The organism is Streptomyces sp. NPDC024698 (genome assembly GCF_055559015.1).
Genome location: NZ_JBVHLK010000001.1, coordinates 614329 through 638523, shown reverse-complemented (window position 1 = coordinate 638523; position 24195 = coordinate 614329). Strand labels below are relative to the sequence as shown.

At 71.7% G+C, this 24195-nt stretch carries 21 protein-coding genes; 9 read left to right on the top strand and 12 right to left on the bottom strand.

Annotated features, from left to right (window positions below; genetic code table 11):
* Positions 1-11 precede the first annotated feature (11 nt).
* Positions 12-920, top strand: a complete 909-nt coding sequence (locus ACZ4AA_RS02760) for a pyridoxamine 5'-phosphate oxidase family protein (protein WP_467594097.1) — start codon at positions 12-14, stop codon at positions 918-920.
* A gap of 259 nt (positions 921-1179) precedes the next feature.
* Positions 1180-2964 (top strand): TIGR03767 family metallophosphoesterase, encoded by a 1785-nt coding sequence (locus ACZ4AA_RS02755; protein WP_467594094.1) that lies wholly within the window; start codon positions 1180-1182, stop codon positions 2962-2964.
* A gap of 30 nt (positions 2965-2994) precedes the next feature.
* Here the strand turns inward: ACZ4AA_RS02755 and ACZ4AA_RS02750 are convergent, their stop codons facing one another.
* From ACZ4AA_RS02750 to pepN, 3 genes are all read right to left on the bottom strand, one after another.
* A complete protein-coding gene (locus tag ACZ4AA_RS02750; protein ID WP_467594091.1) occupies positions 2995-3561 on the bottom strand; it encodes an isochorismatase family protein in 567 nt (188 codons plus the stop codon).
* Positions 3562-3776: 215 nt separating this feature from the next.
* A complete protein-coding gene (locus ACZ4AA_RS02745) occupies positions 3777-4832 on the bottom strand; it encodes a hypothetical protein (protein ID WP_467594088.1) in 1056 nt (351 codons plus the stop codon).
* Between the two features lie 299 nt (positions 4833-5131).
* Positions 5132-7726, bottom strand: coding sequence for an aminopeptidase N (gene pepN, locus ACZ4AA_RS02740; RefSeq protein WP_467594085.1), 2595 nt, complete (start codon positions 7724-7726; stop codon positions 5132-5134).
* 193 nt (positions 7727-7919) lie between these two features.
* On the opposite strand from pepN, the gene ACZ4AA_RS02735 reads away from it, so the two are divergent.
* Positions 7920-8588 carry a mycothiol-dependent nitroreductase Rv2466c family protein gene (locus tag ACZ4AA_RS02735; RefSeq protein WP_467594082.1) on the top strand — a complete coding sequence of 223 codons (669 nt, stop codon included), beginning with the start codon at positions 7920-7922 and terminating at the stop codon, positions 8586-8588.
* 44 nt (positions 8589-8632) lie between these two features.
* Here the strand turns inward: ACZ4AA_RS02735 and ACZ4AA_RS02730 are convergent, their stop codons facing one another.
* Positions 8633-8836 carry a hypothetical protein gene (locus ACZ4AA_RS02730; protein WP_467594079.1) on the bottom strand — a complete coding sequence of 68 codons (204 nt, stop codon included), beginning with the start codon at positions 8834-8836 and terminating at the stop codon, positions 8633-8635.
* A gap of 183 nt (positions 8837-9019) precedes the next feature.
* On the opposite strand from ACZ4AA_RS02730, the gene ACZ4AA_RS02725 reads away from it, so the two are divergent.
* On the top strand, positions 9020-9646 hold the full coding sequence (locus tag ACZ4AA_RS02725) for a histidine phosphatase family protein (RefSeq protein ID WP_467594076.1): 627 nt from the start codon (positions 9020-9022) through the stop codon (positions 9644-9646).
* A gap of 76 nt (positions 9647-9722) precedes the next feature.
* Here the strand turns inward: ACZ4AA_RS02725 and ACZ4AA_RS02720 are convergent, their stop codons facing one another.
* The 6 genes from ACZ4AA_RS02720 to ACZ4AA_RS02695 form a co-directional block, all read right to left on the bottom strand.
* Positions 9723-10616, bottom strand: a complete 894-nt coding sequence (locus ACZ4AA_RS02720) for a TauD/TfdA dioxygenase family protein (protein ID WP_467594074.1) — start codon at positions 10614-10616, stop codon at positions 9723-9725.
* Positions 10613-12073 carry an LLM class flavin-dependent oxidoreductase gene (locus ACZ4AA_RS02715; protein ID WP_467594071.1) on the bottom strand — a complete coding sequence of 487 codons (1461 nt, stop codon included), beginning with the start codon at positions 12071-12073 and terminating at the stop codon, positions 10613-10615. Before ACZ4AA_RS02715 ends, ACZ4AA_RS02720 begins: the two co-directional genes overlap by 4 nt.
* Entirely contained in the window at positions 12070-12909 is an 840-nt protein-coding gene (locus tag ACZ4AA_RS02710) for an ABC transporter ATP-binding protein (RefSeq protein ID WP_467594068.1), read from the bottom strand. Before ACZ4AA_RS02710 ends, ACZ4AA_RS02715 begins: the two co-directional genes overlap by 4 nt.
* The gene (locus ACZ4AA_RS02705; protein WP_467594065.1) at positions 12885-13802 is read right to left on the bottom strand and encodes an ABC transporter permease; all 918 of its coding nucleotides are present in this window, start codon (positions 13800-13802) and stop codon (positions 12885-12887) included. Before ACZ4AA_RS02705 ends, ACZ4AA_RS02710 begins: the two co-directional genes overlap by 25 nt.
* A 5-nt stretch (positions 13803-13807) precedes the next feature.
* On the bottom strand, positions 13808-14908 hold the full coding sequence (locus tag ACZ4AA_RS02700) for an ABC transporter substrate-binding protein (protein WP_467594062.1): 1101 nt from the start codon (positions 14906-14908) through the stop codon (positions 13808-13810).
* A gap of 428 nt (positions 14909-15336) precedes the next feature.
* Positions 15337-16539: an ROK family protein gene (locus ACZ4AA_RS02695; protein WP_467594059.1), complete on the bottom strand. Its 1203-nt coding sequence runs from the start codon at positions 16537-16539 to the stop codon at positions 15337-15339.
* A gap of 572 nt (positions 16540-17111) precedes the next feature.
* Here ACZ4AA_RS02695 and ACZ4AA_RS02690 point away from each other — a divergent pair.
* Positions 17112-17696, top strand: a complete 585-nt coding sequence (locus tag ACZ4AA_RS02690; protein WP_385408240.1) for a biotin transporter BioY — start codon at positions 17112-17114, stop codon at positions 17694-17696.
* Between the two features lie 165 nt (positions 17697-17861).
* Here the strand turns inward: ACZ4AA_RS02690 and ACZ4AA_RS02685 are convergent, their stop codons facing one another.
* Positions 17862-19349, bottom strand: coding sequence for an amino acid permease (locus ACZ4AA_RS02685; protein WP_467594056.1), 1488 nt, complete (start codon positions 19347-19349; stop codon positions 17862-17864).
* 259 nt (positions 19350-19608) lie between these two features.
* Between ACZ4AA_RS02685 and ACZ4AA_RS02680 the strand changes: the two genes are divergently transcribed.
* Together ACZ4AA_RS02680 and ACZ4AA_RS02675 are read left to right on the top strand one after the other, a co-directional pair.
* The gene (locus tag ACZ4AA_RS02680) at positions 19609-20103 is read left to right on the top strand and encodes a ribose-5-phosphate isomerase (protein ID WP_467594054.1); all 495 of its coding nucleotides are present in this window, start codon (positions 19609-19611) and stop codon (positions 20101-20103) included.
* 96 nt (positions 20104-20199) lie between these two features.
* On the top strand, positions 20200-21009 hold the full coding sequence (locus ACZ4AA_RS02675; RefSeq protein ID WP_467594051.1) for an Fpg/Nei family DNA glycosylase: 810 nt from the start codon (positions 20200-20202) through the stop codon (positions 21007-21009).
* 40 nt (positions 21010-21049) lie between these two features.
* Here ACZ4AA_RS02675 and ACZ4AA_RS02670 read toward each other — a convergent pair whose 3' ends face one another.
* Positions 21050-22279: a GNAT family N-acetyltransferase gene (locus tag ACZ4AA_RS02670; RefSeq protein ID WP_467594048.1), complete on the bottom strand. Its 1230-nt coding sequence runs from the start codon at positions 22277-22279 to the stop codon at positions 21050-21052.
* Between the two features lie 170 nt (positions 22280-22449).
* Here ACZ4AA_RS02670 and ACZ4AA_RS02665 point away from each other — a divergent pair, with 170 nt between their 5' ends.
* Positions 22450-23622, top strand: coding sequence for a PP2C family protein-serine/threonine phosphatase (locus ACZ4AA_RS02665; protein WP_467594045.1), 1173 nt, complete (start codon positions 22450-22452; stop codon positions 23620-23622).
* A 67-nt stretch (positions 23623-23689) separates the two neighbouring features.
* Positions 23690-24145: an HD domain-containing protein gene (locus tag ACZ4AA_RS02660; protein WP_467594042.1), complete on the top strand. Its 456-nt coding sequence runs from the start codon at positions 23690-23692 to the stop codon at positions 24143-24145.
* Positions 24146-24195 lie beyond the last annotated feature (50 nt).

The following is a 24195-nucleotide window of genomic DNA, read 5'->3' as shown; positions in this document are numbered from 1 at the left end:
CTGGAGCGGTCATGACGTATCACCCGGGCTCGCGGACGATCCAGGACCGCGTGGGCGTGCGCGACCTCGCCGATCATGTGGGCCGCGCCGTCGGCCAGGGCATCCGGCCGGTGGCCGCGGCCTTCCTCGAACTCCAGCCGATGCTGGTCGTCGGCGCCGCGGCCCCGGGGAGCGGCACCCGGGCGGAGCGGGCCCCGGATGCCGCGAGCGGCGGCGTCTGGGCCTCGCTGCTCACGGGGGAGCCCGGATTCGTACGGGTCACCGGGGCCCACCGGATCTCGGTCGCGGGCGGCCTCCCGGCCGGCGATCCGCTCACCGAGGCCCTCGCCGCCGAGGGCACCGCCGTCGGCACCATCGCCCTGGACCCGCGCACCCGCCGCCGTATGCGCCTCAACGGCCGGGTCCGGCCGGCCCCGCGCGGCTTCGCGGTCGAGGCCGACCAGGTCTTCGCCAACTGCCCCAAGTACCTCCAGAAGCGAGAGACGTACGAGACGGTGACCGGCCGCACGGCGGGCACCGCCCGGCGCGGCACGGAACTCACCCCCTCCCAGCGGGAGTTCGTCGAGAGCGCCGACACCTTCTTCCTCGCCACCGTCCACCCGCACGGCGCCGACGCGAGCCACCGCGGCGGCAACCCCGGCTTCGTGCGCGTCGAGGCCCCGGGCGAACTGAGCTGGCGCGACTACCCCGGCAACTCCATGTTCCTGAGCCTCGGCAACCTCACGGCCGACCCGCGCGCCGGCCTGCTCTTCCTGGACTGGACCACGGGAACGGTGCTCCAGCTCACCGGCACGGCCCGCACCGAGTTCACCCCCGACGGCGAACGCACCCTCCGCTTCACCCTCACCGCGACCGTCGAGACACCGGCCGCCAGCCCGCTGCGCTGGTCCGCACCCGCCTACTCCCCGGCGAATCCCTGAACGGCCCCGCCCAGCCGCCGGATTCACCTCCCCTACCCCGTCAGATGAACACGGAGTGACCGCCCCCGGGCCGTTCGGAGGGGACTCCATGGACGCCCAGGGTGCGCCGAGATCCACGTACGGTGATCGGCGTCGGCCGTTGCCGTCCAGTTAACGCGCAGGTCATCCCCAGTGCCAACGATCCAGTACGAGCGGGGAGTTCGCCAGTCGAACACCCCGCGACCACTGCCGACGCGTTCGCACTCGGGGAGACCGCGCCATGCCGCGCATACGCTCTGTCGCCACCGTACCCGCCCTCAACCGCCGCACCCTGCTGGCCGCCACCGGAGCGGTGTCCCTCTCCGCGGGGATCGGCCTGACCCTGCGCGGGCAGTCTCCGGCGCACGCCGCGACCGCCGCCCAGGCACCCGTCGCCGACTCCGTCGCCCACCCCCAGGACCAGGCGGCCGCGACCGGCCGCACCGCACCGGGCCCGCTCGCCCCGTACACCCGCGGCACGACCCTCAGCAGCGTCGCCGCCCCGCGCTCCGGCTCCACCGGATACCGCAGGCTCGGCGACGGCGCCGGCTGGAAGCGGGTCGTACGCGACGAACTGGCCCCGGCCAAGACGGGCCGGGCCGACCGGCGCACCGCGCTCGCCTCGTTCGTGCAGCTCACCGACCTCCACCTGGTCGACGCCCAGCACCCGCTGCGCCCGGAGTTCCTGCGCGCCCAGAACAAGGGCGCCTGGCGCCCGCAGGAGGCACTGACCGTCGCGGGCGCGGTCTCGCTGGTCGAGCGCGTCAACTCACTGCACGGAGCTCCCGTCACCGGATCCCCGCTGCACTTCGTCATGACCACGGGGGACAACACCGACAACAACTCCAAGACGGAACTGGACTGGTTCCTGAAGGTCATGAGCGGGGGCCGCATCACCCCCAACAGCGGTGACCCGCGGCACTACGAGGGCGTCCAGTCCAGCGGCCTGAAGGGGTACTGGCAGCCCGACGCGGCACTGCGCGACGTCGACAAGCAGATCGGCTTCCCGCGCATCCAGGGCTTCCTCGCGGCCGCCATCCGCGAGCTGCGCAGCCCCGGTCTGAACGTGCCCTGGTACTCCACGGTCGGCAACCACGACGCGCTCCTGATGGGCGTCTACGGAGCCCGTCGCGACTCGTACCTCACCGAGTTCGCCGTCGGCGGCAAGAAGCTGATGTCGCTGGACGCCGCGGCGGGCAGCGCGCTCGCCAAGAGCATCAAGAACGGCACCAGCCCGAAGGGCGCCGCGTTCCACGCCCTGCTCCAGGCGCACGCCCGGCAGATGCGCTCGGTCACCCCCGACGAGAGGCGCGCCCCGTTCACGCCCGCCGAGTACCTCAAGGCGCACCTCGACCCGGCCCACACCGGACCGGGCCCGATCGGCCACGGCTACTCCTCCGCCAACCTCGCGGCGGGCACCCAGTACTACACGTTCCGGATCGCCGACGACGTCATCGGCATCAGCCTCGACAGCACCGACCCCGGCGGCCACTACGAGGGTTCCATCGGCACGGCGCAGCTGCGCTGGCTGGAGAAGACACTGCGCGACAACCACGACTCGTACGCCATCGTCTTCAGCCACCACACCAGCAAGTCGATGCACAACACCCAGGCCGACCCCGCGCACCCGGCCGAGAGGCGGCACGGCGGTGACGAGGTCGTCGCCCTTCTCGCGCGCTTCAGCAACACCCTGGCCTGGGTGAACGGCCACACCCACAAGAACGAGATCATCCCGCACGCCGCCGCGGGCAACCGGTCCTTCTGGGAGATCTCCACCGCCTCCCACATCGACTTCCCCCAGCTCGCCCGCATCATCGAACTGGTCGACAACAAGGACGGCACGCTCTCGCTGTTCACCACCCTCATCGAGTCCTCGGCCCCGCACGCCACGGACTTCTCCGACCTCACCCAGACCGGCCTCGCCGCCCTGTACCGCGAGCTCTCCTTCAACGCCCCCGGCTCCCGTACCGACCTGTCGGGAGCCTCCCGCGACCGCAACACCGAGCTGATCCTCAAGAAGGGCTGAGAAACCGGCCCGGCCCCTGGCGAGCCGCTCCTAGCCCTCGGTTCTTTTGGCGAAGCTCACCTTCGCCGTCTCGACGGTGTTCCCGCGCCGGCCGGGCGCGCGCTGGCCCTTCCAGTACAGGTTGGTGTGGGCGACGACCTCGGCCGGGGCGGGGGCGCCGTACGCGGTGAGGTCCTCCGTGGTGTGGGCGTCGCCGACCAGCGTCACGTCGTACCCACGGGTGAAGGCGCCGTGGAGGGTGGAGCGGACACACATGTCCGTCTGGGCGCCCGTGACCACGAGATGGCCGACGGCACGCTCGCCGAGCAGGGCGTCCAGATCGGTGGCCTCGAAGGAGTCGCCGTAGTTCTTGTGGACGACGGGCTCCGCCTCCTCGCGGACCAGCTCCGGCACGTACTGCCAGGACGCGCTGCCGTACTTCATGTGATCGTCGGAGTGCTGCACCCAGATCACCGGCACCGCCTCGGCGCGGGCCCGGGCGACGAGCGCGCCGATGTTCGCGGTCACCGCCGCCAGATCATGGGCACCGTCCACCGCCCCGTGCTGCATGTCGATCACCAGCAACGCCGTGTTCGGGCGGTCGGGCAGGGTCGTCATCGCGCTCTCCTGTCGCTTGTCTCCGGCTCGTCGGCGTGGGCGCTTCCAGCCGGCTCCGGTCAGGGAATTCCCGCTCGCACCACAGTAGATCGAGGCACTGACAACGCCACCGGAACGCGGGCGGGGCCCACGCGGGCGGCCCGTGGGACGCGGGTGGGGGCCCACGCGAACAGCCCGTGGGCCCCCACCCTCCCCTCCGGGCACCGCCCTGTCCGTCACGACCGGGGCAGCACCACGACATAGGCGGCCGGATCGCGGTCGGTCGCGGCCATGAGCGCGGTCCGTACGACGGTGGCCTGCTGCTCCATCCCGTCCCTGAGCCCGCGCGGGGTGACGTGGACGACGGTGATGCCCAGCCGCTCCAGGTGCTCGCGCCTGCGGGCCCGCTCGGACTCCTGGGCCTCGGCGCCCTGGAGCGGGGTCCGGGTGTCCAGCTCGACCGCCACCGCCTGCTCGGGCCAGTAGGCGTCCGCGCCGCCGAGGCCGGGGCCGCCGGGCAGCCGCAGGTCGACGTTCCAGACCGGGTCGGGCAGTCCGTGCTCGAAGACCATCCGGTACAGCCGGTTCTCCGCGATCGCCCTGCCCTCCGCCACCAGTGAGTCCACGGCGTCCACGACGTGCGGGCGCTCCAGCAGCCGGGCCGCCGTCAGCTCCTCCACGACCGAGCGCGGTTCGCAGAAACCGCGGCGCACCGCCTCCGTCAGCAGCCCGCGCACGGACTCCGCGTCGGGCAGCTCGGCGACCGCGTCGGCCAGCGCGCGGGGGACGGCCGCGACCGGGACCCCGGCCACGAACGAGGGCGCCGGCAGCACGGTCGTGCGCACGATGCGGACACAGCCGGTCGAGCGCAGCCGGCGCAGCCGGGGGACCAGGACGTCGATCGTGTCGAGCGAGTGCAGCGCCGGGGCGCAGGAGAGACCGTGCAGGGCCAGTGCCGCGAGACCGGTGATCAGCGCGTCCGCGCCGGGCCGCGGGGTGCGCGGTTCCTCGGAGCCGGGCTGGGCGGGGACGCGCGCCGTCGTGCGGGCCGAGGGGGGACGGGCCGTGTAGAGCAGCGCCGCGTGCAGCCGCTCCTCGGGGGTCGGCGGGCCGGGACGCAGCAGGAACACGCCGGGCAGGATCCGCTGCCAGGGTCCCCCGGGACGGCACCGCTCGGTGGCGTCCGCGGTGGTCACGCCGTGGCCGCGCAACTGGGCGGTGGTCAGGACCCGGTGCTGCACGGGGGACGAGGGGCGGTGGGTGCGGGGGGAGAGCGGGGCGCCGTGGTTCATGGTCCGGGGGTTCCCGCTGTGGTGCCGCCTCCTAACCCCTGTTACCCGCCCGTCGGAGAATCGGGACAACCGCTGCGGGAAGCACGCGTGTTCGGCCGCCGAAAGACGCTGGTCCCGTCGCGTGTTCATAGGGGTTACGGCTCTGAATACCTGCATCTCGTAACCAATGCGCGCATCGGATCAGCGGACCAGTCGATCAACGCACCCCGGGCACGCCGTCGGACCCGTGCACGGCGGAGGGCACCGCACGCCCGTGGCGCCGGTGCCCTCCGCTGCCGGGTCCCGTCCGGACCGGGTGATCAGCCCGCGGCGGCGATGTCGCGGGCCTGCGCCCGCAGCGCCCGCGCGAGATCGTCCCGCGACTCGAGGACCAGCCGGCGCAGCGCGGGCGGGGCGTCCTCGTGCGAGGTGAGCCAGGCGTCCGTCGCCGCGAGGGTCTCGGGCGAGTCCTGGAGCGAGGGGAACAGCCCCCGGACCACGTCCATGCCGATCTGGATGGACCGCTCCGCCCAGACACGGTCGATCGCGGCGAAGTACCTGGCGGTGTACGGCTCCAGCAGATCGCGCCGGGATGGCTGGCCGAAGCCGGAGATGGTCGCCTCGACCAGGGCGTTGGACAGCGCGTCGGACTCCACGACGGCCGCCCAGGCCTGTGCCTTGACCGCCGCCGAGGGACGCGCGGCCAGACAGCGGACCTGGTGCCGTTTGCCGGAGGCCGTGTCGTCGCGGGCGAGTTCGGCGGCGAGGACGGACTCGTCGGCGGCGCCCCGCGCGGCCAGCGGCTCCAGGAACGCCCAGCGCAGTTCCTGGTCGACCACGAGACCGTCGATCTTCGCCGTTCCGTCCAGCAGGCCCTGGAGCAGCTGGAGATCGGCGTCGCCGGAGGCGGCGACGGCGAAGAAACGGGCCCAGGCGAGCTGGTGCTCGCCACCCGGCTCGGCGAGCCGCAGCTCCTTCAGCGCGCCGTCCGCGAGCAGCGCCCCGCCCTCCTCGCGCCAGTCGGACGCCGCGTAGTTGACGAGCGCGGAGTTCGCCCAGGCGTGCAGCATCTGAAGGACGCCGATGTCGGACTCGCGGCCCGCGAAGCGCAGCACCAGGGAGATGAAGTCCCGGGCGGGCACGATCGCGTCGCGGGTGAGGTTCCACAGCGCCGACCAGCACAGCGCGCGGGCGAGCGGGTCGGTGATCTCGCCGAGCGCCTCGCGCAGCGTGGCCAGCGAGCCCTCGTCGAAGCGGATCTTGCAGTACGTGAGGTCGTCGTCGTTGACGAGGACGAGCGCCGGGGCCTCCGCGCCGGCCAGCTCGGTGACGACCGTGCGGGGCCCGTCGACGTCCGCCTCGGCGCGCGCGTACCGCACGAGCGGGCCGTCGCCGTTCTCCCGGTGGTACAGGCCCACGGCCACCCGGTGCGGGCGCAGTTCGGGGTGGGACTCGGGAGCCTCCTGGAGCACCGCGAGCTCGGTGACGCGCCCCTCCGCGCCCAGGATCACCTGCGGAGTGAGGGAGTTGACGCCCGCGGTCTGGAGCCAGGACCGGGACCAGGCGGCCATGTCCCGTCCGCTGGTCTCCTCCAGCGCCGACAGCAGATCGCCGAGCCGGGTGTTCCCGTACGCGTTCCGCTTGAAGTAGCGGCGGGCGCCCTCCAGGAACGCGTCCTGCCCGGCGTACGCCACCAGCTGTTTCAGCACGGAGGCGCCCTTGGCGTAGGTGATGCCGTCGAAGTTCAGCTTGGCGTCCTGGAGGTCACGGATGTCGGCCGTGATCGGGTGGGTGGACGGCAGCTGGTCCGCGCGGTAGGCCCAGGCCTTGCGGCGGTTGGCGAACGTGATCCAGGCGTCGGTGAAGCGGGTCGCGCCGACGTTCGCGAACGTGCCCATGAAGTCGGCGAAGGACTCCTTCAGCCAGAGGTCGTCCCACCAGACCATGGTGACCAGGTCGCCGAACCACATGTGCGCCATCTCGTGCAGGATGACGTTCGCCCGCGCCTCGTACGACGTCTGCGTCACCTTGCCGCGGAAGATGTACTCCTCGCGGAAGGTGACGAGCCCCGGGTTCTCCATCGCGCCGAGGTTGTACTCGGGCACGAACGCCTGGTCGTACTTCCCGAACGGGTACGGGTAGTCGAAGTGGTCGTGGAAGAAGTCCAGCCCCTGCTTGGTGACGAGGAAGACGTCGTCGGCGTCGAAGTGGGGGGCCAGGCCCTTGCGGCACATCGCGCCGAGCGGGATCTCCAGCTTCGTACCGTCGTCGAAGGTGCGGGAGTAGGAGTCCGTCACATAGTGGTACGGGCCCGCCACGACCGCGGTGATGTACGTCGAGATCGGCTTCGTCTCGGCGAACGTCCACACGCCGTCGGTGAGTTCGCCGGCGCCGTTGCTCCACACGGTCCAGCCCTCGGGGGCCCGTGCCTCGAAGCGGAACGGGGCCTTGAGGTCCGGCTGCTCGAAGTTCGCGAAGACGCGACGCGAGTCGGCGGGCTCGTACTGCGTGTACAGATACACCTCGCCGTCCTCGGGGTCGACGAAGCGGTGCATGCCCTCGCCGGTGCGGGAGTAGGCGCACCGCGCGTCCACGACGAGCTCGTTCTCGGCGGCCAGGTCCTCCAGACGGATCCGGGAGCCGTCGAAGACCTCACCCGGGTCGAGATCCCTGCCGTTGAGGGAGACGGCCGTCACACTCGGCGCGATCAGGTCCGCGAAACTCGCCGCGCCCGGCTCGGCGCAGCGGAAGCGGAGCGTGGTGACCGAGCGGAAGGTGCGGGGGCCTCCGTCCGGGACGCCGGACTCCGTCTCCCCGACGGCCGAGCGCAGGTCGAGGAAGACCTCGTAGCTGTCGACGGACAGCAGTGCCGCCCGCTCCTGGGCCTCGTCGCGGGACAGATTCTCACCGGGCACGGCTGCACTCCCTCATGGCGTCATAGACATGTGCGAACAGGGCGATCCTGCCATGGGCTCCTCGCGGCGGGCACCGCGACGGCGGCGACACAGGGGAATCCCCATGGCGACCCTGGAATCTCACGGACGCGCCGGGAATGGTGCGGGCGCGTGCCGGTGTTCCCCAGGGAAACACCCCGTTCCGAGGAGAGCCATGCCCGAGCAGACCGTCGAGACCGGTACCGGCAAGACCCCCGTCGACTTCTGGTTCGACCCGCTGTGCCCCTGGGCCTGGATGACCTCGCGCTGGGTGCTTGAGGTGGAGAAGGTCCGTGACATCGAGGTCCGCTGGCACATCATGAGCCTGGCCGTACTGAACGAGCCCAAGCTCGACGAACTGCCCGACCACTACCGCGAGATGCTCGCGACCACGGCCTGGCAGTCCGTCCGGGTGGTCACCGCCGCCTGGCAGAAGCACGGCGAGGACGTCCTCGGCCCGCTGTACACCGCGCTCGGCACCCGCTTCCACAACGAGGGCGCGGGCCCGACCAAGGAGGCGATAGCCGGCGCCCTCGAAGAGGTGGGCCTGCCCGCCGACCTGATCGACTACGCCGACCAGGAGGACTTCGCGTTCGACGCCGAGCTGCGCGCCTCCCACAAGGAGGGCATCGACAAGGTCGGCCAGGACGTCGGCACCCCGGTCATCGCCGTCCCCGGCGCCGACGGCGAGCAGCTCGCCTTCTTCGGCCCGGTCGTCACCCCTACCCCCAAGGGCGAGGAGGCGGCCAAGCTCTGGGACGGCACGCTGATGGTCGCTTCGGTGCCCGGCTTCTACGAGATCAAGCGCACGCGGACGGCGGGGCCGGACTTCAGCAACCTGTAGGCCTTCGGTCACGAGGACCTGGACCTGGACCTGGAGGCCTCCGGTCAGGAGGCCCCGGGCTCCGGGAAGTTGTCGCCGTCGCGCCAGTTGCTCCAGCGCTGGAAGCGGCGGCAGCCCGGGCGGGTGCAGCGATGGTAGGCGGCCGGATCGTCCACGCTCTTGATCCGGCGCACCTCCTCCTGCTCCTGACGGGTGAGCCTGCGGAACGGCTGGAGCGGACCTCCGCAGTTCGGGCAGCGCACATCCACGACGACACCTCCGTACGAGAACCGTCACTGTCGCGGCGGACGGGGGACGGGGAGGGAACACCCGGACGCCGGCCCCGCGAGCGTATGCGTTCGCGCGGCCCGCGACGGGCGAACGGGCCGGCCGTGTCCCGGGACTTCCCGCGCAGCGCCCGCGAGCCCCGCCCGCCCTGGATACTCCGCCTCATGAGTACTACGAGCCGCGCTACGACCCTCCTCCTGGTCCGGCACGGGCAGACCGTCTGGCACGCGGAGAACCGCTACGCCGGAGTGAGCGACGTCCAGCTCACCGAGGAGGGCCGTGCCCAGGCGGAGGCCCTCGGCCGCTGGGCCGCCGCGCACCCCGTCGACGCGATCTGGACCTCGACCATGTCCAGAGCCGCCGCCACCGCGGAGCCCGCGTGCCGCGCCCTCGGACTCGTGGCGCACCGCGAACCGGGCCTGCGCGAATGCGACTTCGGGGTGATGGAGGGCCGCACGCTCGCCGAGTTCGAGCGGGAGAACCCGGTCCGGGCCAAGGCGTTCCGGGCCGATCCGGTGTCCTACCCGTTCCCCGAGGCGGAGGATCCGCGCACGGCGGCGGCCCGCGGGACACGCGCCCTGCGCCGCGTCGCCGACGCCCACCCCGGCCGGCGCGTGCTGGTCGTCGCCCACAACACCCTGCTGCGCCTGGTGCTGTGCAAGGCGCTGTCCATTCCGTTGGGCGAGTACCGGCGTGTCCTGCCGGGCCTGCGCAACGGGGCGGTCACCGAACTCCGGATGGCGGACGGGACGGCGGCGCTGCTCTCGCTGAACGTGCCGAGCGAGCCGTGACGAGGCGGCCCCCGCGAGCGGGATCCTCGCGGGGGCCGTCCTTCGTCCGTCTCACGTCACCCGAGCCGGGACGGTGTCACCCGGCCACCACGGTGTAGTGCGAGGCGTCGCCCTCGATCGAGCGGCTCTCCTCGCCCCCGACGCCGACCGGCACGTCGCCGGCGACGGTCACCCGGTGCAGACGGCGCGGCTGTCCGTCGTAGTTGTCGATCGCGTAGTGCTGGGTGATCCGGTTGTCGAAGAGGACCAGCTGGTTCGGGGACCAGCGCCAGCGCAGGACGTTCTCGGGCCGGGTGACATAGGCCTGGAACAGATCGAGGATCTTGCGGGACTCGCCCACCGACAGTCCGACGATCCGCTGCGCGAACCCGCCGATGAACAGGCCGCGTTCACCTGTCAGCGGGTGGACCCGGACGAGGGGGTGCGCGGTGCGGAACGTGATGGACGTGAACTGGGCGCGCTGCGCGGCCTGTTCCTCGTCGATGGTCTCGTCCGGTACCGCGTAGTCGTAGTCGTTGGTGTGCTCGGCCCACAGGGTGTCGGCGAACGCGCGGAGCGGTTCGGGCAGATCACGGTAGGCGGCCGCGGAGTTGGCGATGAGCGTCTCACCGCCGTACGGCGGGACGGTGATGCTGCGCAGGGTGCTGGCCTGCGGCGGGTTGAGGACGAAGGTCACGTCGGTGTGCCAGTGGTTGGCGCGGCCGCGCTCGCTGTCGACCGGCAGCACGTTCGGGGCGCCCTCGACGGCGGGCACGGTGGGGTGCGCGGTGGTGAGGTCGCCGAAGTGGCGGGCGAAGGCCTGCTGGCCCTCGTCGTCCAGGTCGACGTCGTCGAAGACCAGCGCCTTGTGCTCGTTGAGGGCGGTGCGCAGGGCGGCGGCGGTGATGTCGTCCAGGGGCTTGGAGATGTCGACGCCCAGGACACGGGCACCGATGTTCGCGGTGACCTTCTGGATCTCGATGTCTGTCATGAGGTGCGGGTCCTTTCGGGACGGCGGATCGGGCGTGCGGTGGAGGTGGTCGGAACGCCGGTGGCCGGAACGCCGGCGGGCGGAACGGTGGCGGCCGCGGTGGTGGCCGGGCCGGGAGGGGAGGACACCGAGGTGGTGTACCGGTTGGCCGGGCGGGGGAGTCCGTAGCGCTGCCGCAGGGTCTGCCGGGGGCCGTACTCCCGGCGGAGCAGGCCCCTTTCGCGCAGGATCGGCACGACGTGGTCCACGAACAGGTCGAGACCGGACGGCAGCACGGCGGGCATGATGTTGAAGCCGTCGGCGGCGCCGCCGCGGAACCACTCCTCGATCGCGTCGGCGACCTGTCCGGGCGTGCCGGCGAAGGTCAGATGGCCCCGCCCGCCGCCGAGCCGGCCGATCAGTTCGCGCACGGTGAGCCGCTCGCGCCGGGCCAGTTCCACCACCAGGGTGTAGCGGCTCTTGGCCCCCTCGATCGCGTCCTCCGGCGGCAGACCGCCGGGCAGTTGGGCGTCCAGGTCGAGGGTGCCCGGTTCCAGGTGGAGCAGGTGTTCCAGCCGGTTCACCCCGTGCTCGTACACGATGTGGTCCTCAAGGACGCACTCCTGGGCGCGCGCCTCGGCCTCGGTCGAGCCGATGACCGGGACGATGCCGGGCAGCACCTTGACGTGGTCCGGGTTCCGGTCGGCCCGCTCGGTACGGGACTTGAGGTCGGCGTAGAACTCCTGGGCGCCCGCGAGGGTCTGCTGGGCGGTGAACACCGCCTCCGCGTACCGGGCCGCGAACCGTCTGCCGTCCTGCGAGGAGCCGGCCTGCACGAGCAGCGGATGCCCCTGCGGGCTGCGGGGCACGTTGAGGGCGCCCTCCACACTGAAGTACGTGCCCTTGTGGCGGGCGGGATGGATCTTGCCGGGGTCGCCCCAGACACCCGCCGCCTTGTCGGCGAGGACGAGATCGTCCTCCCAGCTGTCCCAGAGCTTGAGCGCCACGTCCAGGAACTCCGCGGCGCGTTCGTAGCGGGTGGCGTGCGCGGGCTCGTCGTCGAGACCGAAGTTGCGGGCGGCCTCGGCGCCGGCCGTGGTCACGATGTTCCAGCCCGCCCGGCCACCGCTGATGTGGTCGAGGGAGGCGAGCCTGCGGGCCAGGTTGTAGGGGGAGTTGTAGGACGTGGAGGCGGTGGCGATCAGACCGATGTGCTCGGTCGCGGTGGCCAGCGCCGTGAGCAGGGTGATGGGTTCGAGGGAGCCGGAAGGGCGCTGGCCCACACTGTTGAACAGGACCGGGCCGTCGGCGAGGAAGAGGGAGTCGAAGGTGCCCCGTTCGGCGATCCGCGCGAGACGCACGTAGTGGGCCGTCTCGACATGGGCGTACGGGTCGCTCTCCGGGAGCCGCCAGGAGGCCTCGTGGTGGCCGGTGTTCATCAGGAAGGCGTTGAGATGGAGCCGGCGGGGGCTGGTCACGGGCGCTTCTCCTTCCGCTGCGCGGACACGTCGTTCCGGGCCGCGCCGTCCGTCGTCGCCGGGGTCGCGGTCGGGTCCTGCTCCGGGTCCGGGCGCGGTCCGGTCACGTCCTCGGTCACCCCGAGGGCGGTCAGGAGGCGTTCGCGGTATTCGCCGAGCAGCGGGTCGCGGTACGAGCGGGGGTGCGGGCGGTCGATGGACAGGTCGAGGCCGATACGGCCGTGGTCGAGGACGAGCACCCGGTCGGCCAGCACGATCGCCTCGTCCACGTCGTGCGTGACGAGCAGCACCGACGGCCGGTGGCGTTCCCACAGTTCGCGCAGGAGCACATGCATCCGGATCCGGGTGAGCGCGTCCAGGGCTCCGAACGGCTCGTCCGCCAGGAGCAGTTCGGGTTCGCGTACGAGCGAGCGTGCCAGTGCGGCGCGCTGTGCCTCGCCGCCGGACAGCTCGTTCGGCCAGGCCCGTTCGCGCCCCGCGAGGCCCACCTCGGCGAGGGCGGAACGGCCCCTTTGGGCGGCCTCGCGGCCCTCCGCCCCCAAGAGGACGTTGTCGAGGACCCGGCGCCACGGCAGCAGCCGTGAGTCCTGGAAGACCACGGACACCCGTTCCGGCGCGGTGAGTTCGCCGCTTCCGGCGACGCCGTGGTCGAGGCCGGCGATGGCGCGCAGGAGGGTGCTCTTGCCGGAGCCGCTGTGTCCCAGCAGGGCGGTGAACTGGCCGTCGGGAAGGTCGAGGTCGATCTCGTCGAGCACCGTGCGGCCCTCGAAGGACCGGGTGAGCCCGCGCAGTCGGACCGTGGTGGAGCGGGTCAGCTGCTGAGTGTGCGTCGCCACGACAGCACCTTTCGTTCGACGAGACGAACCGCGCTGTCGGAGACCAGCCCGAAGATGCCGTAGATCAGCAGACCGACGAGGATGATGTCGGTCCGCCCGTAGTTCTGGGCCTGGAACATCATGTAGCCGAGGCCGCTGGTGGCGTTGATCTGCTCCAGGACGACCAGGGAGAGCCAGGAGGCGGTGACCCCGAGCCGCAGCCCGACGAAGAAGCCGGGCAGCGCACCGGGGATCACGATCTCGCGGATGAAGCGGAGCCTCGACAGCCCCTGGACCTCGGCGAGTTCCACGAACCGGTGGTCGATGCCGGACAGGGCGGAGTGCAGGTTCAGATAGATCGGGATGTAGACGACGATCGCGATGATCGCGATCTTGAAGGTCTCGCCGATGCCCAGCCAGAGGATGAACAACGGGATCAGGCCGAGGGTCGGGATCGCCCGGTTCAGCTGCACGGTCCCGTCGATCAGCGCCTCCCCGATCCGGCTGAGCCCGGACGCGAGGGCGAGGAGGACACCGGCGATCAGGCCGATCGCGAACCCGTATCCCGCGCGCTCCAGGGACGTCAGCACATCGGTCGGCAGCGTGCCGTCGGTCCACAGGTGACCGGTGGTCCTCAGCACGGTCCAGGGCGCGGGGATCGCGCCGGGATCCAGCTGCCCGGCGGCGGACGCGAGGGCCCACAGGCCGAGGAACACCACCGGTCCGATGAGCCGGGAGGCGGGCAGCCGCTTGCCGGGCGCGAGCGTGCGGCGCCTGGCCCGGGGAGAGCGGCGGGAGGGGCGGGCGGCCCTTTCGCCGCCGGCAGCGGTGTCGGGGGACGAGGCGGCGGCGGGAGCCACGGTGGCTTCCTCCGCCTCCGGGGCCGGGGCCGGGGCCGTGGTCTCGGTGGTCATCGCCGTCACCTCCGGTATTCCGCGGGGACGGCCCTGGACGCGAGGGCCTCGAAGCGCCGGTCGAAGAGCGAGTCGACCGTGAACTTCTTCACGAAGCCGCCCTCCGCCAGCAGATCCGCGGTCTCCTGCTCCCACTTGATGGCCTCGTCCCAACTCGGCGGGAACAGGGGCTTGTTGGCGAGAGCGGTGATCGACCGGGCCTGGTCGAGGGTCAGGTTCTGCGTCTTGACGTAGAACTCCTCGTTCCAGGCGTCCGGGTGCTCGTACGCCCACACCTGGCCCTTGGCCCAGCGGGGGATGTACGCGGCCACCGCGGCCGCCTTGGCGCGGTCGGCCAGCACCGAGGACGGCGCCCAGAGCAGGTTGAGCAGGTCCACCACCTCGGTGGGGATGGTGCGGGCGCCCTTCGATCCGTACTGCTTGAGATAGGCCGGCGCCTGGCTGTTGGCGAGCGGGGCGACGTCCACCTGGCCCGCCTGGAGCGCGGTGAGGAACTGGTTGCTGGTCAGCGGTACGAGCGTCACGTCGCCGTAGGCGATCCCGGCCTGCTTGAGGGCGCGCAGCAGGACGACACCCTGCGCCTGGCCCTGGGAGAAGGCCAGCTTCCTGCCCTTGAACCCCTGGACGTCCTTGATGTCGCTGCCGGGCTTGGTGGCGAACAGGTAGTTGGGCTTGCGGGTGACGTCGATCGCGACGATCTTCGCGTCGAAGCCCTGGAAGTGCGCCTGGATCGGCGGGATGCCCGCGTTGTTCCCGATGTCCAGGGACTTGGCGCGGAAGGCGTTGATGACATCGGGTCCTGCTCCGATGTTCACCCAGTCGGAGACGGTGAACGGCAGTCCGGACAGCCCCGCCAGCTTGAACTGGAGCTGCTGGACGCCCTGGTACGAGGCGACCTTGAGCTCGGTCCCGCGCGGCACCTTGTCCGACAGGGGCGCCGACAGGTCCTCCTTGGACCGGGTGCCGGCCGCACTGGCACCGGCGCAGCCGCTCAGCCCGGCCGCGGCCGCGACCCCGACGAGGGAGGACAGGAGGACACGCCGGTCCACACCGGACGCGGACAGGGGCGAGGAGGAACGGGGTGACCGTGCGGACAGTGGTGGCATGGAAGGACTCCGGGTATTCCAGGTGGCGGGAGAGCGCGCGAGGTTCCGGGCAGGGCGAAGCCGGAGGGATGGCGAGCGCGCACGGAGGACACACGCCGGTGGCGTGCCTGAGGAGACGGGAACGGCCAGGGCGAAGACGGCCGGGCAGGGGTGAGGCGATGCCGGACGACCGGCCCCGGGTACGACGGATCAGCGCTTCAGCGGATCAACGTCGGGGAGGGCGGCGCCGAAGAACCGGTGACCGCGGGCCCGTGACGAAAGGTCAGGGATGGCGGGTCACTGGCGAGAGGTCAGCAACAACGTGTGCGTGCGACCCGCATCAGGTCGACCACACGGCACTTGGTGAGCGGAACCTGCACCCGCGCGCTGCTCATGTCAACGATGCTCCTGTCCGGGAACGAGCCCTGTCAACATTCCGACTTTCTGAATTAAATGACCGCTGGTGGGGAGCCCGGGGAGCCCAGCGGATCGCGGTAGAGCACGTCGAGCACGACCGACCCGCCCGCCACGGCCAGCACCGAATCGGGGAAGCTGGTCGGCACGACCGCGGACGCCCGCTCCGCTCCCACCGCCTCGCGCAGCGCGCTCAGGCAGTCCTCCCGGTGGATGGCGCCGATCTCGGTGACGACGACCGTCTCCGGGTTGAGCACGTCGAGCAGCAGCCCCGCCGCCCGCCCGACCATCCGGGACCGCTCCGTCAGCAGCTCCACCGCCAGCGGGTCGCCGGCCGCCGCCGCGGAGACGACGTGCATCGGATTCGAGCCGTCCGTGACACCGCGCTCCCGGGCCCGCCGGCACAGCGTCCGCTCGCTCAACTCGGCCTGGAGGCACCCCGTCCGGCCGCAGTCGCACCGCTCCGACCCTCCTGTCAGGGGCAGATGGGCGATCGCGCCGGCCTGTGAGCGAGGTCCGTAGTGCACCTGGTCGTGGGTGGCGAAGGCGGCGTCCACCACATTGCCGACGAACAGATGCAGCACGCTGCGGCTGCCCCTGGCCCGCCCGAACAGCCGCTCCCCGTTGACCAACGCCCGTGCGTGGCCGTCCACATGGACCGGCAGCCCCGTGCGCGCCCCGACCTGTTCCCGTACGGCCACGTCGTGCCAGCCCAGCAGCGGATGGTCCACGATCGTGCCGGAGTCCGGGTCCACCCAGCCGCCGGCCGCCACCCCGATGCCGAGGGCGGTGCGGCCGGGAGAGCCGGCGAGGAGAGCGGTGATCGCGTCGGCGGCGTTCGCGAGCACGAGGCCCGGCTCGGTGCGGTCGTGCCGCAGCCGCCGCTCGGCGAGGACCCGTCCGCGCAGGTCGAGCAGCGCCACCGTCGTGTACGGCACCGCCACATGAACCCCGCCGACCACGAAGCGGGAATGGTCCAGGTCGACCGGGAGATGCGGCCGCCCGACCCCGCCCGACCGGCGGGGCGCGGCGGCCTCCCGGATCAGGCCCCGTTCGGTGAACCGGGCGCAGTAGTCGGTCACCGACGCCGGGGAGAGCCCGGTCAGCCGGGAGATGGTGCTGCGCGCGACGGGCCCGTGCTCCAGCACGGACCGCAGGATCACGCTGGCGCTCCCCCGGCGCCGGTCGAGGACGGGGGAGGGAGGGGACGTCGAAGGGGGTGCCACCGTACTGGCCATGGGGTTCATCCTCGGGAGCTGGTCCGGCCGAGCGCCGTCACGTGCGCCGTGCCGCAACGGGTACGGCGTGCGCCTGGTGTGGTCCGCTGTGCTCTCGTCCCGGCGGTCCGGATCCGCTCCGCTCCGCCTCAGGACGGGCGGCGACAGGTGGCGGTGCCCTGGCGTCGCAGGTCGACATAGCGACGCGACGAGAAGTTCAGGGCCTGGGGAACCATGGGGGAAGGGTAGGGGGTCGGCCGGGGGACCGGCCAGGGGCGCCCAAGGACCGGACAGCCGGGCCGGATCCCCACCTGCCGGGCCGGAGGGCTCGATCACGTCTTTGGTGAGTTTCCACAGTCGTCTTCCCGAACCCTCCCGTAGCGGAAACGACTTCACCTCAGTGACCAGCATCACCTTCGGGCAGGTGTACCCGGCACTCTTTGTAAGGAGCCCACCAATCCCCGGAACCGCGCTTTGTCGATCGCTGACGGTGATCACCCGTATGCCCCTGGGATAGCGTCGCCGTGTTCCGCCCTGTCCTCCCCCGGGCTCCCCATGAGCCAAGGGGGTACCCCCTGTTCGCCGGAGTCCTCATGAGCACCGCTGTCGCCACGCCCTCCCGCCCCGGCGAGGTCCTCGCCGACCTTCTTCCGGCCTCCCGCGTCCGTGACGCCGCCCTCGTGCTCGGCGGTGCCGCACTCACCGGTCTCGCCGCCCAGATCTCGCTGCCCGTCCCGGGTTCCCCGGTGCCGGTGACCGGCCAGACCTTCGCCGCGCTGCTCGTCGGCACGGCGCTCGGCGCCCGCCGGGGCCTGCTGTCGCTCGCGGTGTACGCCGTCGTGGGCATGGCCGGTGTCCCGTGGTTCGCCGGGGGTGGCTCCGGTGCCTCGGCCCCGTCCTTCGGCTACATCCTCGGCATGCTGCTCGCCTCGACCGTCGTGGGCGCCCTGGCCCGCCGCGGCGCCGACCGCTCCGTGCTGCGCATGGCGGGCACGATGCTGCTCGGCGAGGCGATCATCTACGCGATCGGCGTGCCCTACCTGGCCCTGGCCACCGGCATGTCGGCGAGCGCGGCCCTCGCGGCGGGCCTCACCCCGTTCCTGATCGGCGACGCCCTCAAGGCCGCCCTGGCCATGGGCATCCTGCCGACCGCCTGGAAGCTCGTCGACAAGAAGTAGGCCGGCGGTTTCGCGCCGGAGGCTCGCCGGGTCGGTGTTCCGACCTCATCCGGCGGGCCTTCGCCCGTTCTCCGGGCACGTACGAAGGATTCTCGGGGGACAAACGAAGGAGGGGCCCGCGGCCATCGGCCGCGGGCCCCTCCTCACTCAGGCGTCGGTGGCGGGTCAGGCGCCGACCTCGGCCTGGGTCTTCTCGCGGGAGCCGCTTTCGAGCGGTTCCGCGGAAGTGCGGGAGCCCGCGCCGGCCTTCTGCCGGACGAAGGCGATGACCAGCACGATCGCCGCGACGAGCAGCGACAGCAGCACGGTCTCGCGGCCGTCGTGCTCGGTGTCGGTCAGCATGTAGCCGAGCACGAACACGATCATCGCGGCCGTGGCCCAGGTCAGGTACGGGTAGAGCCACATCCGCACGACGAGCTTCTCCGGTGCCTCGCGCTGGATGATCTTCCGCATGCGCAGCTGCGAGAAGCAGATGGCGAGCCACACGAACAGGGCCACCGCACCGGAGGAGTTGACCAGGAAGAGGAAGACCGAGTCCGGGAACTTGTAGTTGAAGAAGACGGCCAGGAAGCCGAAGGCGACCGAGACGAGAATGGCGGTCAGCGGCACACCGCGCCGCGTGGTGCGGGCGAACGCCTTCGGCGCGTCCCCGCGCTGGCCGAGCGAGAAGGCCATCCGGGAGGCGGTGTAGAGGCCGGAGTTGAGACAGGACAGCACGGACGTCAGCACGATGACGTTCATGATCTGACCGGCGTGCGCGATGCCGAGGGAGTCCAGGGCGGCGACGTACGAGCCCTTGTCCTTGATCGACGGGTCGTTCCAGGGCAGCAGGGCGACGACGACGAGGATCGAGCCCAGGTAGAAGACGGCGATACGCCAGATGATGCTGTTCGTCGACTTGGTCACGGCCCGCTGCGGGTCCTCGGACTCACCGGCGGCGAGCGTGGCGATCTCGCTGCCCATGAAGGAGAAGACGACCAGCAGCACACCGGTGAGGATCGCTCCGGGGCCGTGCGGCAGGAAGCCGCCGTGATCGCTCAGATTGCCGAGACCTGCCTTCGGGGCGTCCACGCCCGGCAGCACACCGAAGATCGCGAGCGCGCCGACCAGGATGAACGCGCCGATCGCCACGACCTTGATCCCGGCGAACCAGAACTCGAACTCGCCGTACGAGCCGACCGAGACGAGGTTGGTGGCCGTCAGCACCAGCATCACGATGAGCGCCCAGCCCCACTGCGGTACGCCGGGCATCCACCCTTCGAGGATCTTGGCGCCGGCGGTGGCCTCCACGGCCAGCACCACCACCCAGAAGAACCAGTAGAGCCAGCCGATGGAGAAGCCGGCCCAGCGGCCGAGCGCGCGGTCGGCGTGTGCGGAGAACGAGCCCGAGGTCGGGTTGGCGGCGGACATCTCGCCGAGCATCCGCATCACCAGCACCACGAGGGTGCCGACGAGGGCGTACGAGAGAAGGATGCCGGGGCCCGCGGTGGCGATGCCGGTGCTGGAGCCGACGAAGAGGCCGGCGCCGATGACGCCACCGATGGCGATCATCGACAGATGACGGTTCTTGAGCCCGGCGTGGAGGCCGCCACCGGGTTCTCCGGGGCCTCCAGGGGCCTGTGCGGCCTTCGTGGGGGTCGGCTGCGAGGTCATGAGGGGGATTCCTTTGCGCCGGATGAGCAGATTCCCGTGCAGAGCGCCCGATCCGTACGAGCGGTGTACGGGGCGCCCACCGATCCGTTGTAGGGGTCGGCGTACAAGTTGGTCCAGTGAAACGGAGGCAAAGGAATTCGTGAACCTTTGAATCCAGATCGTTACTTGAGGTTTCCTTGAGGTTCTGTAGGATGGCTCACACTTTTCCCGGGCGGGACCCGGCGCGGCCGGGCCGGGACGGCCGTGTCACACTCGGACCATGCGCGTGTATCTCGGATCCGACCATGCCGGTCTCGAACTGAAGAACCACCTCGTCGAGTGGCTCAAGGCCGCCGGCCACGAGCCCGTCGACTGCGGGCCCCACATCTATGACGCCCAGGACGACTACCCGCCGTTCTGCCTCCGTGCCGCCGAGCGCACCGTGGCCGACCCGGGTTCCCTCGGTGTCGTCATCGGCGGCTCCGGCAACGGCGAGCAGATCGCCGCGAACAAGGTCGCCGGCGTACGGGCCGCACTCGCCTGGAGCGAGGAGACCGCCGCGCTGGGCCGCGAGCACAACAACGCGAACGTCATCTCCGTGGGCGCCCGGATGCACACCGAGGAGGAGGCGACGAAGTTCGTCGAGACCTTCCTCAACACGCAGTTCACCGGCGAGGAGCGCCACGTCCGCCGCATCGAGATGCTCGCGGACTACGAGAAGACCCGGGAACTCCCGCCGATCCCGGCCCACCACCCGCAGCAGCCGCAGGCCTGACACCGGCACTCCGGCACTAGGGACTCCGGCACCCCGGCCGGCCGACAGGCCGGCCCGCCGAGCGTCGGACGAGCGAGACAGACAGCAGGAGGAACGGTGCCCGAGGGGCACACCATTCACCGGCTCGCGGAGGACTACCTTGCCGCGTTCGGTGGCCGCGGCGTCCGCGTCACCAGCCCCCAGGGCAAGTTCGCCGACGCCGCGGCCCTCCTCGACGGATCGGTCCTGACCGCGACACAGGCCCACGGCAAGCACCTGTTCCTCGGCTTCGGCCCGCAGCGCTGGGTCCACATCCACCTCGGCCTCTTCGGCAAGGTCGGATTCGGCGGCACACCCGCCCCGCCGCCCACGGACACCGTGCGCCTGCGACTCGTCAACGACACCGCGTACGTCGACCTGCGCGGCCCCACCACCTGCGCACTGATCACGGACGACGAGAAGCACGCGATACACGGCCGGCTCGGTCCGGACCCGCTGCGCCCGGACGCCGATCCCTCGGCGGCCCACCGGCGCGTCTCCCGGAGCCGGACGACGATCGCCGCGCTGCTGATGGACCAGAAGGTCATCGCGGGCGTCGGCAACGTCTACCGCGCGGAGGTCCTCTTCCGGCACGGCATCGACCCGTACCGCGCGGGGAAGGATCTCGGCGCCGGGCAGTGGGACGCGATCTGGGCCGACCTCGTGGACCTCATGCGCGAGGGCGTCCGCAACAACCGCATCGACACCGTCCGGCCGGAGCACACCCCCGAGGTCATGGGCCGGCCGCCGCGCGTGGACGACCACGGCGGCGAGGTCTACGTGTACCGCAGGGCCGGCCTGCCCTGCCACATCTGTGGCGGCGAGATCAGCACCGCCGATCTCGCCGCCCGCAACCTCTTCTGGTGCCCGGGCTGCCAGCGGGCCTGAGCCCGGCCGGGCGCCGGAACCGCCGCCGGGCGACGGGGTCCTAGAACCCGTGCGGCAGCCAGGGGGCGACCACCGAGGCGAACGCCATCGACGCCTCCGCCAGCGCGCCCTGCCGCAGTTCACGCACCCGTCCGGCCGCCGCGAGCGAGGCGAGCGGCACACCGCCGAGATAGGCGGCCCCCAACTCCCGCACGGACAGGGCGAGATCGGGAGCGTCCTCGGTGCGCACGCACACCGCTCCCTTGGCGTCGCCGGTCAGCCGCCAACGCCCCTCGTTCCAGGGGCAGAAGGGGTCCTCGACCTCGAACACCACGTCCACCGGGGCCTGGTAGGTCCGCGCCTCCAGCGCGGCCCCGACCTCCACGAGCCGCACATGCAGCGAGTCCTTCACCCGCACCTGGCAGCGGCGGATGTCGGAGACCAGGTACTGCCAGCCCTCGTCGACGGGGCGGGCCCGGGTCCGCACGGTGGACGTCAGGTCGATGTCGAAGAGGAACCGCCACAGCGCCGCCCGCGCCGCCGGGTCCAGCCCCTCCAGATCCACCATCGTGACGACCCCGTTGTGCCCGGCCGGGCCCCACTCCGGCTTGACCCTGAAGCGGGTGTACCCGACGGTCTCGCCGTCCCGCTCGGCGACCACGCACTGCAACGGAGAGGCCCCGCTCCGCTCGCTCTCCGGGTCCAGGAGCATGAGCCGCTGCCAGCCGGGCCTGCGGGCCAGCATCCCGGGCCGCTGCGGCACGAGCCGCGCGTACACCGCCTCGCACGCGTCCAGCACCTCCGCTTGCGCCGCGTAACGCAGCCGTACGCCGTCGGTACCGGGCGGCACGGACAGCCGCACGCGGGCGGTGTCGATCTCCGCGCTGATCGAGGAGGTCGCGATGCCGTACCCGAACCGCCCGTAGATCGCCGGCTCCGAAGCCACCAGGACGGCGAGCGCCTCACCCCGGGCCCGGACGTCGTCCAGCTGGCGGCGCATCATCGCGGTGAGCACCCCGCGCCGCCGGTGCGTGGCCGCGACGCTCACCATCGTGACCCCGGCCGCCGGAGCGGAGGCCCCGCCGGGGACCGTGATCCGGAAGGAGAACGCCCCCGCCGTACCCACACAGTCCGCCCCGTCCCACACGCCCAGCGAACGGTCGTACTCTGTGAGCGCGTTCCACAGCTCGCGCTCCTCGGACGACTCCGCCACACCTCCGAACGCGCGGATCAGGTTCTCGTACCATTCGTCCCAGTCGGCCTGCCGCAGCACCCGAACGTCAGTCGTCATAGCCCATGCCTACCAGGGCAATGCGGTACGAGCGAGCAAATTTCGCCCGGCCGCGACGGCCCCCGACCGAATGTGCCACCGCGGTTCTCTGTGAAGTTGAGCGCTCGGAGGGGGGACAAGTGGGACCTCCCGTGCCAAGCGCCTGGTCCGATGGATAGGGTCCCGAACTAATGGCAGCAGGACGAGCGCGGCGCGCTGAAGCCGATACGTTCACGGCCCGGTTGAAGATGCAATGGCACCGGGCCCGAACAGGGCTGCGCAGATCCGCCGTCGACTACTTCCGCGGCGACGGCTCCGACTGGATCGCGCTGGCCGGCCTGCTGATCATGATCCCGGTGATCGCCTCCACCACCCTCGTCAACTCGGTGTGGTGCTCACCCGCCGCCCTGGTCCTGCCGATCGTGGCGGGCGGACTGCTGCTGCGGCCCGCCAGCCTGCTCGGTCTGTACGCGGCCGCCGCCACCGCGCTGATAGTGGAGTCCGTGAAGCTCGGTCCGTACACCGAGGGCCCCTCCCGGGTGACACCCGGCGTGGTCCTCGTGGTCGCGGCCTGCGGCTTCTTCGGACTGCTGATCGCGCAGTTCCGCAGCCGCGTGGGCGTGCCCTGGCGGCGCGGCGGCACCATGCTCTTCGACCTGCGCGAACGCATCCGCGTGCAGAGCAAGCTGCCGAAACTGCCGGTGGGCTGGCACCGCGAGATGGCGCTGCGCCCGGCGGGCGGACAGTCCTTCTCCGGTGACTTCGTCGTGGCCGCCCGCACGAACGGCGGCCGCACCCTCGAAGTCGTCCTCACCGACGTCTCCGGCAAGGGGATGGACGCCGGATCCCGCGCCCTGCTGCTGTCCGGGGCCTTCGGCGGCCTCCTCGGCTCGCTGCCGCCGCACGCCTTCCTTCCCGCGGCGAACGGCTATCTGCTGCGCCAGGACTGGGACGAGGGCTTCGCGACCTCGATCCATCTGGTGCTCGATCTCGACTCGGGCGACTACGAACTCTTCTCCGCGGGGCACCCGCCGGGCCTCCAGCTCAGCGCGGGCAGCGGCCGCTGGGAGGAGAAGGTCGCGGAGGGCCCCCTGCTCGGGGTGTACGACGGCGCCCAGTTCGACCCGGTGAAGGGCTCGCTGCGGTCCGGGGACGTGCTCATGCTGTTCACGGACGGGCTGGTCGAGACCGCCGACCGGGACATCGTCGAGGGCATCGACCGGCTCACCGGAGAGGCCGACCGCTATGTCGCCGGCGGTTTCCACGGTGCGGCCTGGCACCTCATCGAGGCGGTGGCCAGGGACGTCAACGACGACCGGGCCCTCCTTCTCATCTGCCGCGACGGTCTGGCCCCGGTACGCTGACCGCGCCCCGCGCCCGCCCGATCCCGGCGACGGAGGCGGCGGCCCGTACCGAGGAGACACTGATCGCGTGACCCGACCTCTCCTGACCCTGGCCGAAGTCGAAGCGCTCGCCCGCGCGGCGCACGCGGCCCAGACCGACAAGGCCGGCCGTCCGTACGCCGAGCACCTCCAGGCCGTGGCGGACGGCGTCCGTGAGCGTGGAGGCGACGACGACCAGCTGGCGGCGGCCTGGCTGCACGACGCCGTCGAGGACGACGCCCTCTCCGCGGAGTGGCTGGAGGAGGCCGCGCTGAGCGCCCGTACGAAGGACATCGTGCGGGCGCTCACCAAGGCGGACGGAGAGTCCCCGGAGTCGTACGCCGGACGAGTCCGTACCACCCGGGGAGCCCTGCTGGTCAAGGCGTCCGATCTGGCGCACAACTCCGACCCGGGCCGCCTCGCGGTCCTCGACGAGCTCACCCGGATCCGTCTGACCAGGAAGTACGCGACGATGCGGGCCCTGCTGGGGCTGCCGCCCGGCTGAACGCGGCGAAGGCCGCGCACGCCGACGCCGAGAAGGGCGGGCCCCAGCAC

Bases quoted from the DNA above. Each gene is read 5' to 3' on its own strand.
- ACZ4AA_RS02760 (WP_467594097.1), top strand. From the start codon at position 12: ATGACGTATCACCCGGGCTCGCGGACGATCCAGGACCGCGTGGGCGTG.
- ACZ4AA_RS02755 (WP_467594094.1), top strand. From the start codon at position 1,180: ATGCCGCGCATACGCTCTGTCGCCACCGTACCCGCCCTCAACCGCCGC.
- ACZ4AA_RS02750 (WP_467594091.1), bottom strand. From the start codon at position 3,561: ATGACGACCCTGCCCGACCGCCCGAACACGGCGTTGCTGGTGATCGAC.
- ACZ4AA_RS02745 (WP_467594088.1), bottom strand. From the start codon at position 4,832: ATGAACCACGGCGCCCCGCTCTCCCCCCGCACCCACCGCCCCTCGTCC.
- ACZ4AA_RS02735 (WP_467594082.1), top strand. From the start codon at position 7,920: ATGCCCGAGCAGACCGTCGAGACCGGTACCGGCAAGACCCCCGTCGAC.
- ACZ4AA_RS02725 (WP_467594076.1), top strand. From the start codon at position 9,020: ATGAGTACTACGAGCCGCGCTACGACCCTCCTCCTGGTCCGGCACGGG.
- ACZ4AA_RS02720 (WP_467594074.1), bottom strand. From the start codon at position 10,616: ATGACAGACATCGAGATCCAGAAGGTCACCGCGAACATCGGTGCCCGT.
- ACZ4AA_RS02705 (WP_467594065.1), bottom strand. From the start codon at position 13,802: ATGACCACCGAGACCACGGCCCCGGCCCCGGCCCCGGAGGCGGAGGAA.
- ACZ4AA_RS02700 (WP_467594062.1), bottom strand. From the start codon at position 14,908: ATGCCACCACTGTCCGCACGGTCACCCCGTTCCTCCTCGCCCCTGTCC.
- ACZ4AA_RS02695 (WP_467594059.1), bottom strand. From the start codon at position 16,539: ATGGCCAGTACGGTGGCACCCCCTTCGACGTCCCCTCCCTCCCCCGTC.
- ACZ4AA_RS02690 (WP_385408240.1), top strand. From the start codon at position 17,112: ATGAGCACCGCTGTCGCCACGCCCTCCCGCCCCGGCGAGGTCCTCGCC.
- ACZ4AA_RS02685 (WP_467594056.1), bottom strand. From the start codon at position 19,349: ATGACCTCGCAGCCGACCCCCACGAAGGCCGCACAGGCCCCTGGAGGC.
- ACZ4AA_RS02680 (WP_467594054.1), top strand. From the start codon at position 19,609: ATGCGCGTGTATCTCGGATCCGACCATGCCGGTCTCGAACTGAAGAAC.
- ACZ4AA_RS02670 (WP_467594048.1), bottom strand. From the start codon at position 22,279: ATGACGACTGACGTTCGGGTGCTGCGGCAGGCCGACTGGGACGAATGG.
- ACZ4AA_RS02665 (WP_467594045.1), top strand. From the start codon at position 22,450: ATGGCAGCAGGACGAGCGCGGCGCGCTGAAGCCGATACGTTCACGGCC.